Source organism: Lolliginicoccus suaedae (assembly GCF_008312885.1).
In the GTDB taxonomy this organism is placed as follows: domain Bacteria; phylum Actinomycetota; class Actinomycetes; order Mycobacteriales; family Mycobacteriaceae; genus Lolliginicoccus; species Lolliginicoccus suaedae.
In genome coordinates this window covers 292878-309050 of the sequence record NZ_VSSO01000001.1, presented here as the reverse complement: position 1 = coordinate 309050, position 16173 = coordinate 292878, and the positions used below count along the sequence as shown (strand labels likewise).

Below are 16173 nucleotides of genomic sequence, written 5' to 3'. Positions count from 1 at the left end.
GCGGGGGGCCTATCCTGGAACGAGTGAGCACCACTCCCCCTGATCGCTGCCCCGGCGCGCTGCGCCTGCACCCCGCTGCCGACGGTGGCCTGGCTCGAATCCGGCTGCCCGGTGGCGCGATCACCGCCGAGCAGATGGGCACCCTCGCGACGATCAGCGGTCGGCTGGGCAATGGCATCCTCGAGCTGACCGCGCGCGGCAATATCCAAGTGCGGGGTCTCGCGGATGAATCAGCGGGTGCGGTGGCGATGCTCCTGCGCGATGCCGGGCTGCTGCCCTCCGACGAGCACGATCGCGCGCGCAACATCATTGCCTCGCCATTGAGCGGACTCGTCGGCGGATTCACCGACTCCCGGCCGCTCGTCGCCGCGTGGGACGAGTTGCTGCGCTCCGATGCCGGCCTCGCGCAGTTGCCCGGCCGGTTCCTCGTGGCGTTCGACGACGGTCGCGGCGACGTCGCGGCCCTCGATGCCGACATCACCGTCATGGCCTACGACGAGACCACCGCTGCCCTGCTGCTCCACGGCGAGGACACTCGTGTGCGGCTCGACCACGCCGACGCTATAGCGGCGGTGCATGCCCTCTCACGCGCGTTCCTGCACCACGCCGACGGTGCCTGGCGGATCCGTGACCTGCCCGCCGCCGCGCGCGAGCAACTCCTCGGCGATGCCGGGCTCCGGCCGGACCCCTGCCCGCAGCCCGTGCATCCCAGCGAGCGGCCCCAGCCACCGATCGGCTGGTTCGCCCAGGACGACGGTGATGTCGCACTCGGCGCGGCGGTGCCGCTGGGTCGGCTGAGCGCCCGCCTCGCGGAGTTCCTCGAAGCGATCGAGCGGCCCCTGCTCGTCACGCCGTGGCGCGGAATCGTCATCACGGGCCTCGACGACTGGCGCGCCGAGCAGGTGGTGCGCGTGCTCGCTCCCCTGGGCCTGGTGTTCGACGCCGAATCGCCCTGGGCGCGGCTGAGCGCCTGCACCGGCCAGCCCGGATGCGCCTCGTCGCGCACTGATGTGCACGCCGACGTGCAGCGGGCCGTCGCCGAGGGGTCGCTCGCGGGCGAGCCCGGGGTGCCCGAGCACTGGGCCGGGTGCGACCGGGCATGCGGCGCCCCGCGCGGCGCGACCGTGCGCATCGCGCAGGAGGATGGCAGCTACCAACCGCGGTGATGCGCCCGCCGCCGCGACGGCGCGATAGTGCGAAATACGACACCTCCAGCGCGGAAAGCTGTCGCTTTTCGCACACTCGCGACGGATATGGCGGATACGGCGCCTCCACCGACTCCACCGCCGCCACGGCCACCAACGTCGCCTTCGTAAAGATCACCTCAAGGTGGGGTCACGATGCCATGTCGGGCAGCGCGGATCGAACCCCCCGTCTCGGCTGACGCATACGATCCGTCCGGTATTGCCGTTTGTTTCATCGGGTGACTGGAGGGTCTTGCGCATGCGTCGACCATTGTTGGGCGCGATCTCGGCCGGGATGCTGGCCGCTGGGTTGGTGGTGGCGGGTGGCCCGTCCATCGCCCAGCCTCCGGAGGGCCCACCGTCGGGGACGGCTCCGGCTGCCGAGCCGTACATCGTGGTGTACGAGGGCGGGGTCCGGTCGCAGTCGAAGACCGTTGACCTCGAGCGCGAGCATGGCATCGCTGCGGAGCGGCGCTTCAACCGCGTGTTCGAGGGCTTCTCGGCCCGCATGCCCAAGGAGGTGCGCGATCGCCTTGCGAAGGATCCGGATGTAGCGTTCGTGACTCCTGACCGTGAGGTCCGCGCGGTGCCAGCCAGCGAGCCCGTCATCGTGGGTGATTCCGCGCCCACCGGCGTCCGGCGCATCGAGGCCGCGACGAGCACGTCAGCGATGCCAGCGAGCTCTGTCGGTGTGGCCGTGGTGGACTCGGGCATCGATCTCGCGCATCCCGACCTCACCTCGGTCGCCGGGGTGGATTGCACCTCCTCGGGTGGCACGTCCCAGGACGCGAACGGCCACGGCACCCATGTCGCCGGCACGATCGGCGCCCGCAACAATGGCAGCGGCGTCATCGGTGTCGCGCCGGGTACGACGGTGTTCTCGGTGAAGGTGCTCGACCAGGATGGCGTCGGATCGTTCTCGCAGGTGATCTGCGGCATCGATTGGATCACCGCGAACGCCGCCACCCTCGGCATCAAGGTGGCCAACCTGTCGCTGTCCGGCGAAGGCAGCAATGACAACAACTGCGGCAACTCGAACAGCGATGCCTTGCACCTCGCGATCTGCCGCTCCACGGACCAGGGCATCACGTATGTGGCGGCGGCCGGCAACGAGAACACGGGCTTCGGCAGCTCGGTGCCTGCGGCGTATCCCGAGGTGCTGACCGTCACCGCGATGGCCGATAGCGACGGTGCTCCCGGTGGCACGGGTGGGCGGCCGTCGTGCGATCTGGGCCAGTCCGATGACGCTGCGGCCGACTTCTCCAACTTTGCGGTCTCCACCACCGACAAGTCACATGTGGTGGCAGCGCCCGGATCGTGCATCGTGTCCACGCGGCTCGGTGGCGGCACGCGCGTGCTGTCGGGCACGTCGATGGCCGCCCCGCATGTCGCCGGTGCTGTCGCGCTCTGCCTGGGCAGTGGCGGAGTGGCCGGACCGTGCGATGGCCTCTCGCCGGCGCAGATCATCGACCTCGTGCGGGCCGATGCGCAGGCGCGCGCGGCGAGCTATGGCTTCACCGGGGATCCGCGGAACTCGCCGGGCACCAAGCATTACGGCTTCCTCGTCGATGCCGAGGTGACCACATCGGGCGAGCCCGAGCCCGAGCCCGAGCCGGAACCAGAGCCTGAGCCGTGCATTCCCTCGGGAAGCGGCGGCTGCTGATCCAGCGGCACTGAGCCACCAGGACCCCAGGGCCCCGGGCATGAGCGACCAGCAATCGTCGCCGCCCGGGGCCCTGCGGCTACCCTGGAGGTGTCGGAATCGGCCCAATTTGCCTCCGCGCGATGCAGCGGGGGCGGACGAGGACAGGCAGAGGGAGCGTCACCGTGGTCCAGCAAGGCAGCCCGGAAGCAACCGATCCAGCCGCGGAGCGAGGAGCCGCGGAGCTCGAGCATTTCATCCCGTTCCGCAAGTCTGCGGTGATCACGATGTGCGCCGATGAGCTGCCCGAGCAGGAGCGCGAGCCCTTCCGGGAGCTCGCGACGATCCTCGCGAGCGTGCTGCATCACCGTTTCCATGCGCGCATCGAGCGGATCAAGGATGCCTATCACGTCCTCGATCCGCCGCCCGACCTCAAGCGCATCGCCGAGCCTGACTGGGAGGACCGTGTCCGCGCGCAGCAGTCCCTCGAGGAGGAACTGGTCGAGCTGGCCGAGCGCGCCAACTTCATCCGCGTCACCGAGGATGAGATGCAGCGGGCATTCGACGAAGAATCGCTGATCAAGGTGCGCCTCGAGGTTGATCGGGGCGATATCGATACGGCGATGTTCTTCCGGCGCGGCAGCTTCGAGCGCGAGCGGGAGGTGAAGTCCTTCTTCGGGCTGCGCCGCCGCACGATCGCCTTCCGCAGCTATGCGAAGGTGCTGGTCTACGTGACATTCCGGGACATCGAGCACTTCGCGGATCGTGATGTCGAGGATCTGCCGTTCACGCCGGGCAGCACGATGGTGAAGCTGTTCGAGAACGTTCCGCGACACGATCTGGAGATGCTGTTCCCCAACGTACGGGTGGGGATGCGCCCGATCGACAAGCTCCTCATCGGGGTGCCGGCAGTGATCTCCGGGATCATCGTGGTGGTCACCAAGCTGATCGCCTCGCTCGGTGTGCTGCTGCTGCTCATCGCGTTCTGGCTGGGCCTGCGCGATGATGCGGTGGAGCTGGATCAGGCCGCGCTAGTGACCATCGGTGCCGGGCTCGCTGCGTTCGGCGGGTACCTGGTGCGCCAGTTCAACAAGTTCAAGAATCGCAAGATCCAGTTCATGAAGGCTCTGTCGGAGAACCTCTACTTCCGCAACCTCGACAATGAGGTCGGCGTTTTCCACCACTTGCTCGACATCGCCGAGGAGGCCGAGGCCAAGGAAGCGATCCTCTCCTACCACTTCCTCCGGCTCGCCGACGGCCCGCTCACGGCCGAGGAGCTCGACCAGCGCATCGAGGAGTGGTTCGCCAAGCGCTGGAACGCACGCTTCGACTTCGAGGTGCAGGATGGCCTGCGCAAGCTCCGCGAGCTCAGCCTCATCGAGGACCGCGACGGCCGACTGTCCGCGATCCCCATCGAGGACGCGAAGCGACGCCTCGACGAGCGGTGGGACCAGGTGTTCGACTACAACACGTCTGCCTAGGACGATCCCGCAGCCGCCCGGGCCGCGGTCCCGGCGAGCTCGTCAGCGATCTCGTTGAACTCGTTGCCCGCGTGCCCGCGCACCCACTGGAACCGCACCGGGCCCTCCCGATCAGCGATCGCCGCGTCGATGGCACGGATCAGCTCGGCATTCTTCACCGGCGAGCCGCCCGAGGTGCGCCAGCCATTGCGCTTCCAGCCCGCGAGCCACACCGACACGCACTTGATCGCGTACTGCGAGTCCGACTCCACGAGCAGCGGATCCGGACCGGGATGCGAGCGGATCGCCTCGAGCAGCGCCATCAGCTCCGCGATCTGGTTCGTCCCCGACGACGCGCCGCCCGACGAGCGTTCACCGGTGTGGTTCACCCACGCCCAGCCGATCGCGCCGCCAGGGTTCTTCAAGCAAGATCCGTCCGTGCTCACCGTCATCACGAGCAGCCACCCTAGCAATACCGCCGAAGCGTTTCCTCATGCCACGCTCAGCCATGCCACAGGCCAGCACGGCGGCGTTCCGCCACAATGGAAGCCGTGACCCCAGTGAATGCAGGTTCCGCGAGCATCGTCCTCGGTCCGATCGTGCGCTACGTCAACGAGACCGAGGCGACGATCTGGGTGCAAACCAGCGTTCCCTGCACCGTCGCGGTGCTGTGCGACGGGCAGGAATGCTCCGCGCCCACCTGGACCGTGCACGGTCGCCACTACACGCTGGTGCGGGTCACGGGCCTCGCACCGGGACGCGCGCATCCGTACTGGGTGCAGCTCGACGAGAGCGCGGTGTGGCCCGAGCAGATCGAGGATGCCCCCAGCACCATCAGGACCCTGCCTCGCGCCACGCCCGGGGATAGCACCGCGCGGCCCGTGCGCATCGTGTTCGGCTCCTGCTACCGCACCGGCGGCCAGGATCCCGCCAGTGTCAAGGCGCTCGGCCCGGATGCCCTGGTGGCCTTGGCCCGGCGCATGCGCGACACTCCGGACGAGGAATGGCCAGACGCGCTGTGCCTGCTCGGCGACCAGGTGTATGCCGACCTGCCGCCGCAGCCGCTCGCGGACACGCTGCCCCGGGGCGAGGATGGGCTGCCGCGCGCCAGCACTTTCGACGAGTATGCGGCCCTGTACGAGGCGGCGTGGTCGCAGCCCGATGTGCGCTGGCTGCTCTCCGCCGTGCCGACCTGCATGATCCTCGACGACCATGACCTGCGCGATGACTGGAACACCTCGCAGTCGTGGCGGGACGAGGCCAGCGTCCAGCCCGGCTGGGACACGCTCGTCACCGGCGCGTTGTCCTCGTACTGGGTGTACCAGCACCTCGGCAACCTCTCCCCCGTGCAGCTCGACGAGGATGCGGTGCTGCGTGCCGTGCTCGACGCCCCTACCGCCGACGAGCGCGCCCGGATCCTTGCTGACATGGCCCGGCGGGCCGATAGTCAGCCCGCGTCGATGCGATGGAGCTTCGTGCGTGACATCGGGCCCGCGCGCCTGCTCATGCTCGACACCCGATGCTCCCGATCCCTGGAACCAGGACGACGGAGGCTGGTCGACGACGCGGAATGGCAGTGGGCGCGCGAGCAGGTCCTCGGCGCGGATGCCCGGCATATCCTGATCGGTACCTCGCTGCCGGTGCTCATGCTGCCCGGCATCCACCAGCTCGAGGGCTGGAACGAGGCCGTGTGCGACGGGCAGTGGGGCCAGCGCTGGGTGGATCGTGGCGAGAAGCTGCGCCGGAAGATCGACCTCGAGCACTGGGGCGCGTTCCGGGGCTCCTTCCTCGCGATGGTCGATCTAGTCATCGCGGCAGCCACTAGCCCGCGCCCGCCCGTCTCGCTGCTGTGGCTGTCGGGCGACGTGCACTCCTCCTACATCGCGACCGCCAGCCTCGACGATCATCCCGGCGTGCCCACCGCGATCCACCAGCTCACGATGTCGCCGTTCCGCAACCCGCTGCCGCGTGGCGTGCGATGGGCGAAGAAGGTCCTCGGCTCGCGGCTCACCGCCGGTGCCCTCCATAGCGTCGCTCGCCGCGCCCGGGTCGACGATGTTGGCATGGACTGGACCATCCCGCATGGCCCGTGGTTCGACAACGGCGTGATGACCGTGGAGCTCGATGACGAGCACGCCCGCGCGCACATCGACCACGCGCCCGCAGGCCGCGATGCCCAGGCCGTGCTGCGCCGCACGCGGAGCGTGTCTCTTGCCTAGGCGGTCCGTCACCGGTGCCAGCGAGAGCGCCGACCCCAGCGCTGGCGAGTGTGCGAGAAACGACACCTCCAGCGCGAAATCCTGTCGCTTTTCGCACTATCGCCAGCGGACCGGAAACAGTCGCGGGGCTCCCGCACGCGCTCACCGCGCCCGACCGATCTCCGTCTGGTCGAGGTAGCACCACGCCCACTGCTCCCCGGGCTCGGCGGATGCGGCGATGGGGTGGTCCTGCTGCTCGGCGTGCGCGGCGGCGTGCTTGCCGGGCGAGGAGTCGCAGCATCCGACGTGCCCGCACGCGAGGCAGGTGCGCAGGTGCACCCAGTCCCGCTCGCCGAGGCGCAGGCATTCGAGGCATCCGGCGCTCGTGGGCAGCACTGGCGCGATGGTGCTGGTGTGGTGGCATGGGCTCGAAGGGTCGGGCTCGAAGGCGAGGGGAACGGTCGGGTCCGGATAGGCGGCGCCCGGCTCGGTGAGGCCCATGCGGTCGAGGATCGCTGCGACGAGCGGCGCGGCGGCGGCACGAGGGGTGTCGACGATGCGGTCCGCGCCGGTGGGCACTAGTTCCGCAGGGTCGGCGGCGTCGATGGGACGCACCACGATGGCGGCGGCGGGCGCGAACTGCCGGATGACGGTCGCGAGGTGCCCGGTGTCGCTGCTGCTGTTCTCGCAGATCACCACGAGGCAAGCGGAGTCGAGGCCGGCTTCCTCGAGCACGGTGTGGCGGTGCGGATCACCGCGGACCACGTGGTGCCCGGCGGACTCGGCCTGCTCGGCGAGATCCGGGCTGAGGGTGGTCACGGTGACCGGGATGCGGCGGGCGGCGAGGGTGGCGGCGACCTCGGCGGCGACGGGTCCCCAGCCGAGGATCAGCGCACGCCCGTCATGGGCGAGGCCGTCCTCGGGAGCGACGGGGGCGTGGGCGCGCGGCGCTCGGGCCTGCAGCAATGTACCGAGCCGTTCCCCGGCGGTGGAGAGCAGCGGCGTGATCACCATGAGCGCCACGGTGACGGCGATGAGGATCTGCTCCCCGTCCGCGCCCAGGCCTGCGGGCTCGAGCCCGGCCGAGCTCCCGGAGCGTTGCAGGACGAAGGAGAACTCACCGATCTGGGCGAGCAGGAATGCCCCGGCGAGCGCCGAGGGGGCCGCGACGCGCACGGCGCGCAGCGCGACGTAGGTGGCGATGAGCTTGATGGCGATCACCGCGATCGCGAGCAGCAGCACCAGCCACCACAGGCTCAGGAGCACGCCGAGGTCGAGCAGCATGCCGATGGACACGAAGAACACGGCACTGAAGAGGATCTGCAGCGGCAGGATCTCGCCAAGGGCATGGGCGCTGTGCCGGGACTCGCTGACCACCAGGCCGGCGAGGAACGCGCCGAGCGCCACGCTCACCCCGGCCAGAGAGGTCAGGTAAGCGGTACCGAGCCCGAGAGCGACAACGGTCAGCAGGAACACCTCGGGAGAGCAGGTGCGGGCTACCCGCTCGAGCAGGGGCGGCATGATCTTCCGCGCGATGACGAGCACCAGGACGAGCACTACGGCTGCCGTGCCGAGCGCGGTGACGAGGTCGCCGAGCCCGCTGCCGCCCTCCGTGCCGTCGCCCGCACCGAGCAGCGGCACGATCAGCACCATCAGCACGACCGCGAGGTCCTGGAAGATCAGCACGCCCAGCGCGGATTGCCCTACTGCCTGGGTGGAGCGCCCGGTAGCGGCGAGGACCTTGAGCACGATCGCGGTGGAGGACAGCGCCACGAGCATGCCGGTGAACAACGCGGTGTTCCAGTCGCCACCGAACGCCATGACCAGGGCGGCGGTAATGCCGGTGGTGAGCAGCACCTGGAGTCCACCGCCGACGAGGACGAGGGTCTTGATCTCGGCGAGCCGCCCGAGGGAGAACTCCACGCCGATGGTGAACAGCAGCAGCATCACGCCGATATCGGCGGCGGCCTCGACGGTCTCGGTGTTGTCGACGAGACCGAGCTGGTGCGGGCCGATCAGCACCCCGGCGAGGAGGAAGCCCACGATCGGCACGATTCGCAGTCGGATCGAGATGTACCCAACGAGCCCCGCGGCGACGAGCAGCGCCACCACGGGTCCGAGGTATGCGGGGCTCTCCCCCGCCGCCAGCACCATCATTGGAGTTCCTCCTCCGTCCGCGCCGCGAGAGTGCGAAAAGCGACACCTCCAGCGCGGCAACCTGTCGTGTATCGCACTCTCATGGGCTCCCGTGCACTCTCGCGGGCCCGCTTGCATGCTCTCGCGCCAGCACGCCCCGGGAGACGTGTGGGCACCGGCCAACCAAGATCGAACCGATTTGGAGCCCGATGCCTATAGACAATCGCACACGATCGGCGAAGGGTGGGAGATGGAGCGGGTTCGGCATCAATCCGAGGAGGAATCATGCAGGACAAGCGTTGGTGGATCGACATCAAGATCGACGAGCGGGGCAGCCAGACCCGGGCCGAGGCTCGGTTGCACGCCAACGGCGAGCTGCGCCTGTCCGCCACCGGCATGGCTCGGCGCAACCCGGACGATCCGGACGTGCCGAAGATCGGCGATGAGCTCGCGGTCGCCCGAGCCTTGCAGGACATCGCCCATCGCCTCGTGGAGATCTCCGCGAGCGACATCGAATCAGTGACGCACAAGCCGGTTCATCTCGACGCCTGAGCTCGTGGGGCCCCTGAGCTACTGGGCCCCTGTGCTCGTGGGCCCCTAGCCCAGTTCCGAGACGCCCAGCACGATCACCCCGCAGGGCACCGCGCAGGCATCTCGCTGCCACGCCCATCGGGGAGGAACCCGCCCAGGCACGGGTGCGGCTTCCCGGCCCCGGCGCTGGCACCACCGTGATCCTGGCCGAGCGACTCCTTCGCGATCGCCCGGGTGATGCGCTCGGTGAGGTTGTGCTCCACGGTTGCCCATTCCTCGGCGATGATGGAGAACAGCACGGTGTCTCGGACAGTGCCGTCGGGGCGGCGGGCGTAGCGGCGCTGCGTGCCCTCGTAGACCGCGCCGAGACGGGTGATGGCGAGCTGCGAGCGCGTGTTGCGGGTGTCGGTACGGATCTCGGCCCGCCCGACGTTCAGCGCCTCGAACGCGAGCCGCATCAGCAGCAGCTTGCACTCGGGGTTGACGATGCTGCCCCAGATCTGGGGGGTGTAGAAGGTGCCACCGATCTCGAGGCGCGCGTCGGCGGGCGAGACATTGGTGTAGGACGTGGTGCCGACGATGGTGCCGGGCGCCAGGCCCTTGTACTCGCGAGCGAGCCGCACGGTCCATTGCTGCCAGTTGGACAGGGTGCGGCGCGCGGAGAACAGCGCGTGCAGGTCCGTGGCGCTGCGGGGCCGCTGGACGGGCACGAAGGCCCAGACCTGATCGTGGTCGAGGCAGGCGAACAGGGCCTCGGAATCAGTGTCGGGGTCGAGAGGACTGAGCGAGACAGTCGTTCCGGCGAGGGTGGTGCCTGCCGGGATGGGCCACTGCATGGTGGGCCAGGGTGTGTCAGTCGGCCGTGGATCGGCCACCGGCACGAAGGGTGGGATCATGCGCTCAAGTATGCAAGAAAAGGGGGCGAAAATCGCCCCTTCGCAGCGACCTTTTTCGCGTCGCCGCCCGGGGCTCGCCCTACACCCTCCCACCTGCATGGTTAGCAGCAGCCGGGCACCAACGAAGCGCGTGGATCGCGCGAGCAGAACCGGGGATTCACCGCCGGTTTTGCACGGATCTGGATAGTATTCACCGCCGGTTCAACCTGCGGTGGAATGGGAGCGCTCGAGCATGGTCGGTGCATCGGGAATCGATTGGGGCCAGGAACTGGTCACCAGCATCATCTGGATCCTGCGGGCGTTCGCCATCTCGTCGGTGGCCTTTGCCATCGCGGCTTTCCTGCTCGTTCGCTTCACGCGCTGGGGCCAGCAATTCTGGCGGATCACGGGACCATACTTCTCGGGCCGGGAAGCCCGCCGCACCCTGCCGTTCGTGGCCCTGCTGCTCCTGATGATGGTCTTCGGCGTCCGCATGGCCGTGCTGTTCTCCTACCAGGGCAATGATCTGTACACGGCGCTGCAGAACGCGGGGTCGGCGCTCGCCGGTGGCGACCAGGCCGGCCTCGACGCGGCGATCGAGGCCTTCTGGGACTCGATCATCGTGTTCGGCGTGCTCGCGACGATCCACGTGGTGCGAGTGCTGCTGAACTTCTACATCGGCCAGGCGTTCGATATCCGGTGGCGGTTGTGGCTCAACAAGCACACGATCGACCATTGGCTCGAGGGCGGCGCCTACTATCGCAACCGGTTCGTCGATCGCACGATCGACAACCCGGACCAGCGCATCCAGCAGGACATCACGGCTCTCGTGCAAACGTCGAGGTCACTCGCGATCGGGGCGATCGGGTCGATGGTGACGGTCGTGTCGTTCACGATGATCCTGTGGGAGCTCTCGGGGCCGCTGACGATCCTCGGGGTGACCATCCCGCGCGCGATGATGTTCCTGGTGCTCGGCTATGTTCTGGTCACAACAGTGGTGGCGTTCTGGATCGGCCGCCCGCTGATCCGGCTGAACTTCCTCAACGAGCGGCTCGGTGCCAACTTCCGCTATTCGCTGGTGCGCTTGCGCGATACCGCCGAGAATGTGGCGTTCTACCGGGGCGAGGGGATGGAGCGGCGCGGCCTGCTCGCCCGGTTCGCCGCGGTGATCCGCAACTACTGGGACATCGTTTTCCGGACGCTGAAGTTCGACGGCTGGAACCTGACCGTCAACCAGACGGCCGTCGTCTTTCCCATCGTCATCCAGGCCCCGCGCTTCTTCACCGGGCAGATCACCCTCGGCGACCTGACCCAGACCGCGCGGGCGTTCGGCGAGATCCATGATTCGCTGTCGTTCTTCCGCGAGGCGTATGACATCTTCGCTGATTACCGCGCATCGCTGATCCGGCTCGACGGGCTGCGCATGGCCAACGATCGATCCCGCGAGCTGCCACGGCTCACGGCGAGCGTGACGGGCTCGGTTCTCGCGGTGCGCGATGTGAGTGTCTCGACCCCGGACGGGCGTGCCCTCATCGAGAGTCTTGACCTGGACCTCGAGCCCGGGGACGCGCTGGTGATCAAGGGACCATCGGGCGCGGGCAAGACCACCCTGCTGCGGGCACTGGCCCGGATCTGGCCGTTCGCCACGGGCGAGGTGCGCCGTCCCGAGGGCGAGCAGACGCTGTTCCTGTCGCAGGTTCCCTACCTTCCGCTCGGTGACCTACGATCCGCGGTGGCCTATCCCGCGGATCCGGGCGGCATCGACGACGATCGGATCCGCGCTGTGCTGCGCGCGGTGCACCTTGGTCATCTCGCTGAGCGGATCGAGGACGAGGCTGACTGGTCGGCCGTGCTGTCGCCGGGCGAGCAGCAGCGGCTCGGCTTCGCCCGGGTGCTGCTGATCCGCCCCGCAGTGGTCTTCCTCGATGAATCGACCTCCGCGATCGATGAGGGCCTCGAGTTCTCGCTGTACGCGCTGATCCGCTCAGAGGTCCCGGAGACGATCGTGGTGAGCGTGGCGCACCGCAGCACTGTCGACCAGCACCACACCCATCGCCTCGTGCTCGACGGCGAGGGCGGATGGCGCTGCGATCCGGTCGTGGCCGCGCCGGTCAGCTCCTGATTCCTCTCCCCGAGACCTCGGCGCGACGCGGCCCCCTCGGTGTGCCATGCTTATGTGACCAGCGACACACATCTTGATGGAGGCAGTCATGTCCGTCGCACGCCGTATCGCCACCATCGCAGCAGGCGCCGCCCTCGCCTCGTCTGCGCTGCTCGCCGCCCCGGCCGCGCAGGCCCAGTCGCCGCGCGACCTGTTGCCCGAGGCCACTCCCGCGCACCTGACGCTCCTGCCGTACTGCGAGGAGTCGAGCCTTCCCTTCTTCGGCCCGATCATCATCTGCCACTTGTTCGTTGGTGATGTGATGTTCTCCCGCCCCTGGTAGCACCGGGCCAGCCGCAGGGACAGCCGGGCGGGGTGGGATCCCTGGGCTACCCTGAGGCACCATGCGCATCCCGATGACCGTCATCCCGATCGCGGCGAGCGCGGCCACTGCCATGCTCATCGTGGCGTCGTGCGGCTCCGCCGGGCCCGAGCAAGCAGTGCCGGGCACCACGACGCCTCCTGGCGATCCGACCACGCTCGAGCAGGCGCGGGCCTTGTGGACCGAGCAGCGCCCGGACAAGTACCAGTTCACGTTGTCGACGACGTGCTATTGCCCGGAGGCGATGATCGCCCCGCGCACCATCACCGTCGAGGGCGATACCGCGACGGTGATCGAGCCGCCCTGGGACGAGCAGTGGACCATCCACCCACGTGACACGACCATCGATGCGCTGCTCGACTCGCTCGAGGGCGTCCTTGCCACCGCTGATTCCGTGGAGGCCACGTTCGATCCCGAGCGTGGCTTCCCGTCGTCGGTGGAGATCGACAGCGAGGTCAACGCCCTCGACGACGAGATGGCGTACACGATCACGCTGTTCGAGCCGATCACGGAGTAAAATGCCTGCGTTCCCGTGACGGTCCATGCATGAAACGAAAGGATTGATTGGTGACCACCCAGGTTGAGGAACGCGAGTTCCAGGCCGAGGCGCGGCAGCTCCTCGAGCTGCTCATCCACTCGGTGTACTCGAACAAGGACACGTTCCTGCGCGAGCTGATCTCGAACGCCTCCGACGCGCTCGACAAGCTTCGGCTCGAGGCATTCCGGAACAAGGACCTCGTGGTCGATACCGACGATCTGCACATCCAGATCGAGGCCGACAAGGACGCCCGCACCCTGACCGTGCGCGACAATGGCATCGGCATGACGCGCGAAGAGGTCGTCGGCCTGATCGGCACGCTCGCCAAGTCCGGCACCGCTGAGCTGCGCCGCGCTCTCGCTGAGGCCCGCAAGGCCGATGGCGGAGAGGCCCCCAGCGAGCTGATCGGCCAGTTCGGCGTGGGCTTCTACTCCACGTTCATGGTGGCCGACAAGGTCACGATGGTCACCCGCAAGGCCGGAGAGGCCACGGGCACGCGGTGGGAATCCGAGGGCACCGGCACCTACACCATCGAGGATTTCCCTGAGGCGCCGCAGGGCACTGCGATCACCCTGCACCTCAAGGATTCCGACGACGAGGACCACCTCTACGACTACACCACCGAGTGGAAGATCCGGGAGATCGTCAAGCGGTACTCCGACTTCATCTCCTGGCCCATCCGCATGGAGCAGGAATCCACCGTCGACGGCGAGACCACCACCGAGACGGTGACCCTCAACTCGCGCAAGGCCCTGTGGGCGCGGCCGAAGAGCGATGTCACCGACGAGGAGTACACGGAGTTCTACCGGCACATCGGGCATGCGTGGGACGAGCCGCTCGAGGTGATCTCGATGCGCGCCGAGGGCACCTTCGAGTACCAGGCGCTGCTGTTCCTGCCGACCCATGCCCCGCACGACCTGTTCACCCGTGATCACAAGCGCGGCGTGCAGCTCTACGTCAAGCGTGTGTTCATCATGGACAACTGCGAGGAGCTGATGCCGGAGTACCTGCGGTTCGTCAAGGGTGTCGTTGATGCGCAGGACCTCTCGCTCAACGTCTCCCGCGAGATCCTGCAGAAGGACCGGCAGATCGGCCGCATCCAGAAGCGGCTGGTCAAGAAGGTCCTGTCCACCATCAAGGACCTGCAGGCGAACAGCGCTGACAAGTACCGCACCTTCTGGGGCGAGTTCGGCCGCGTCCTCAAGGAAGGCCTGCTGCTCGACTTCGACAACCGCGAGACCCTGCTGGAGATCTCGTCGTTCGTCTCCACCCATACCGCCGCCAACGAGGACGAGCCCTGGACCACCCTCGCCGGTTATGTCGAGCGGATGCAGGACGACCAGGAGCACATCTACTACATGACCGGGGAATCCCGGCAGCTCGTGGAGAACTCACCCCACATGGAGGCCTTCAAGGCCAAGGGGCTCGAGGTGCTCATCCTCACCGATCCGGTCGACGAGATGTGGGTCGATTCGGTGGGCGAGTACAACGGCAAGCAGTTCCGCTCCATCGCCAAGGGCGATATCGACCTCGATTCGGAGGCGGACAAGGAGAAGAACGAGGAGCAGGACAAGGATTTCGCCGACTTGCTCGGCGCGTTGAAGGAAGCCCTCAGCGATTCGGTGAAGGACGTGCGGCTCTCCCACCGGCTCACCAGCTCGCCCGCGTGCCTCGTCGGCGAGGCCTTCGACATCACTCCGACCCTCGAGAAGCTCTACCGCGCGTCCGGGCAGGAGGTGCCGACGGTCAAGCGGACCCTCGAGCTCAACCCCACCCACCCGCTCGTGGAGGCGTTGCGCGCCAAGCAGGCTGGCGGGGCCGATGCCGAGGCCCTGAAGCCGACCGCGGAGCTGATCCACGGCATGGCACTGCTCGCCGAGGGTGGCGAGCTGGCCGATCCGGCGCGGTTCGCGTCACTGCTCGCCGACGCTCTCGCCCGCACCCTCTGATCCCAGAGTCGTGACGCGGGTGGCCGGGGCGAGGGAAGCAAGAACCCTCGCCCCGGCTGCTTGTCAGCTGCCCCGGTAGGTGGTGTAGGAGAACGGCGAGACGAGCAGCGGCACGTGGTAGTGCCGGTGCCCGCCGAGCACCATCGACACCACGACCTCCGGATTGAAGGCCTGCACGCCCTTCGTCGAGAAGTAAGGGCCGGTGCCGAACACCAGCCGGTACACGCCCGTGGGAAGGTCCTCGCCGGAGATGTCACCGATGCGCCCATCGCCATCGGTGACCAGCGAGGCGATCTCGGCTCCGTCCTGCGCCTGCAGCACCACTGTCACCCCCGATGCTGGCTCTCCGCGGGTGGTATCCAGCACATGAGTGCTCACCGTTGCCACTGGCTCCTCCTCCCGGGACCGCTAGAGGGGTCCCCACCGCGAATGCTCGTGGTCGCTGCGTCGTTCTTTGCAGCGTAATGCCTCGGCACGGATCAGGGCCGCGATGCCGAGCAGAGCGCGCCGGATCCCGGTTCCTGTGGCATCGTGGATACATGGAACCAGCACCAGCCACCCCAGCGCGGCGCCGCCGAATCGCCCGCGCCGCCACCCTCGCGGGGATCGCCACAGTGGCCGCGTTCTCGCTGCCCGCTACCGCTGCCGCACACCAGCCGGGCGAGACCACGCCGGGCAAGCCGCTGCCCTACTGCGAGCCGCTGCCGATGATCCTGATCTATCCCCCGCCGCCCACGGTGATCGAGTGCCACACCGGCATCGGGGACTTCCGGTTCACCCTGCCGCCGGGATTCGATTGGCCCTTCTAGGCCCAGGCTAGCGATGGGGCCGCAGCAAGCAGTCCTCGCTCTCGGGCACGACCCCGCGCAGCATGAGCGGGCACGGTTCCGCGATCTGCCGCAGCCATGACGCCTCGGTTCGGTGATTGACGCGCGCGTCATCGAGGCGATAGTGGGCAAGGCGCTCGCTGAGCTCGGCGACGTCCTCCGCAGGGGTGCCCGCGAGATCGTGGACGCAGCCACCGAGCACAGCCGCGATGAAGCGGCGCGGGAACATTCCCTGGTAGGCCTCGTCGAGACGCTCGACACCACGCGCGCAGCCCTGGCATATCTCGTGGATCGTCATCATCACCTGCTCATTACCCCACGGCTCGACCGTTGCGTGCCAGGGGCATTCG

14 protein-coding genes and 2 pseudogenes are annotated in these 16173 nt (G+C 68.2%); 10 read left to right on the top strand and 6 right to left on the bottom strand.

The genetic code is table 11. From position 1 onward, the window contains the following. Window positions 1-23 precede the first annotated feature (23 nt). From cobG to FXO18_RS01380, 3 genes are all read left to right on the top strand, one after another. The gene (gene cobG, locus FXO18_RS01390) at window positions 24-1166 is read left to right on the top strand and encodes a precorrin-3B synthase (RefSeq protein WP_149359282.1); all 1143 of its coding nucleotides are present in this window, start codon (window positions 24-26) and stop codon (window positions 1164-1166) included. A gap of 277 nt (window positions 1167-1443) precedes the next feature. Next, entirely contained in the window at window positions 1444-2847 is a 1404-nt protein-coding gene (locus tag FXO18_RS01385) for a S8 family serine peptidase (RefSeq protein ID WP_149359281.1), read from the top strand. Between the two features lie 164 nt (window positions 2848-3011). Then, complete coding sequence (locus FXO18_RS01380; protein ID WP_187774126.1) at window positions 3012-4307, top strand: TMEM143 family protein; 1296 nt, start codon at window positions 3012-3014, stop codon at window positions 4305-4307. On the opposite strand, the pseudogene FXO18_RS01375 reads toward FXO18_RS01380, so the two are convergent. Next, a pseudogene (locus tag FXO18_RS01375) lies at window positions 4307-4741 on the bottom strand (ribonuclease H family protein); the annotation flags it as partial. The gene FXO18_RS01380 and the pseudogene FXO18_RS01375 sit on opposite strands and share 1 nt — an antisense overlap. 96 nt (window positions 4742-4837) lie before the next feature. Here FXO18_RS01375 and FXO18_RS01370 point away from each other — a divergent pair. Then, a complete protein-coding gene (locus FXO18_RS01370; RefSeq protein ID WP_223114420.1) occupies window positions 4838-6505 on the top strand; it encodes an alkaline phosphatase D family protein in 1668 nt (555 codons plus the stop codon). Window positions 6506-6646: 141 nt separating this feature from the next. On the opposite strand, the gene FXO18_RS16020 is transcribed toward FXO18_RS01370, so the two are convergent. Then, on the bottom strand, window positions 6647-6985 hold the full coding sequence (locus FXO18_RS16020) for a UBP-type zinc finger domain-containing protein (protein WP_407936429.1): 339 nt from the start codon (window positions 6983-6985) through the stop codon (window positions 6647-6649). Between the two features lie 63 nt (window positions 6986-7048). Next, window positions 7049-8638: pseudogene (locus tag FXO18_RS01365) on the bottom strand (cation:proton antiporter); the annotation flags it as partial. Window positions 8639-8905: 267 nt separating this feature from the next. Here FXO18_RS01365 and FXO18_RS01360 point away from each other — a divergent pair. Then, the gene (locus FXO18_RS01360; RefSeq protein WP_149359277.1) at window positions 8906-9172 is read left to right on the top strand and encodes a DUF1876 domain-containing protein; all 267 of its coding nucleotides are present in this window, start codon (window positions 8906-8908) and stop codon (window positions 9170-9172) included. 74 nt (window positions 9173-9246) lie between these two features. On the opposite strand, the gene FXO18_RS01355 is transcribed toward FXO18_RS01360, so the two are convergent. Next, complete coding sequence (locus FXO18_RS01355; protein WP_149359276.1) at window positions 9247-10047, bottom strand: GNAT family N-acetyltransferase; 801 nt, start codon at window positions 10045-10047, stop codon at window positions 9247-9249. Window positions 10048-10279: 232 nt separating this feature from the next. Between FXO18_RS01355 and FXO18_RS01350 the strand changes: the two genes are divergently transcribed. The 4 genes from FXO18_RS01350 (at window position 10280) to htpG (ending at window position 14996) form a co-directional block, all read left to right on the top strand. Next, window positions 10280-12148, top strand: a complete 1869-nt coding sequence (locus tag FXO18_RS01350; RefSeq protein ID WP_149359275.1) for an ABC transporter ATP-binding protein/permease — start codon at window positions 10280-10282, stop codon at window positions 12146-12148. An 88-nt stretch (window positions 12149-12236) separates the two neighbouring features. Next, window positions 12237-12470 carry a hypothetical protein gene (locus tag FXO18_RS01345; protein WP_149359274.1) on the top strand — a complete coding sequence of 78 codons (234 nt, stop codon included), beginning with the start codon at window positions 12237-12239 and terminating at the stop codon, window positions 12468-12470. Between the two features lie 61 nt (window positions 12471-12531). Beyond that, a complete protein-coding gene (locus FXO18_RS01340; RefSeq protein ID WP_149359273.1) occupies window positions 12532-13026 on the top strand; it encodes a DUF6174 domain-containing protein in 495 nt (164 codons plus the stop codon). A 50-nt stretch (window positions 13027-13076) separates the two neighbouring features. After that, window positions 13077-14996, top strand: coding sequence for a molecular chaperone HtpG (gene htpG / locus FXO18_RS01335; protein ID WP_149359272.1), 1920 nt, complete (start codon window positions 13077-13079; stop codon window positions 14994-14996). 63 nt (window positions 14997-15059) lie between these two features. On the opposite strand, the gene uraH is transcribed toward htpG, so the two are convergent. Further along, window positions 15060-15383: a hydroxyisourate hydrolase gene (uraH, locus tag FXO18_RS01330; protein WP_149359271.1), complete on the bottom strand. Its 324-nt coding sequence runs from the start codon at window positions 15381-15383 to the stop codon at window positions 15060-15062. Window positions 15384-15535: 152 nt separating this feature from the next. On the opposite strand from uraH, the gene FXO18_RS01325 reads away from it, so the two are divergent. Continuing rightward, window positions 15536-15805 carry a hypothetical protein gene (locus FXO18_RS01325; RefSeq protein WP_149359270.1) on the top strand — a complete coding sequence of 90 codons (270 nt, stop codon included), beginning with the start codon at window positions 15536-15538 and terminating at the stop codon, window positions 15803-15805. 7 nt (window positions 15806-15812) lie between these two features. Here the strand turns inward: FXO18_RS01325 and FXO18_RS01320 are convergent, their stop codons facing one another. Then, complete coding sequence (locus FXO18_RS01320) at window positions 15813-16124, bottom strand: hypothetical protein (protein ID WP_149359269.1); 312 nt, start codon at window positions 16122-16124, stop codon at window positions 15813-15815. Between the last annotated feature and the right edge of the window lie 49 nt (window positions 16125-16173).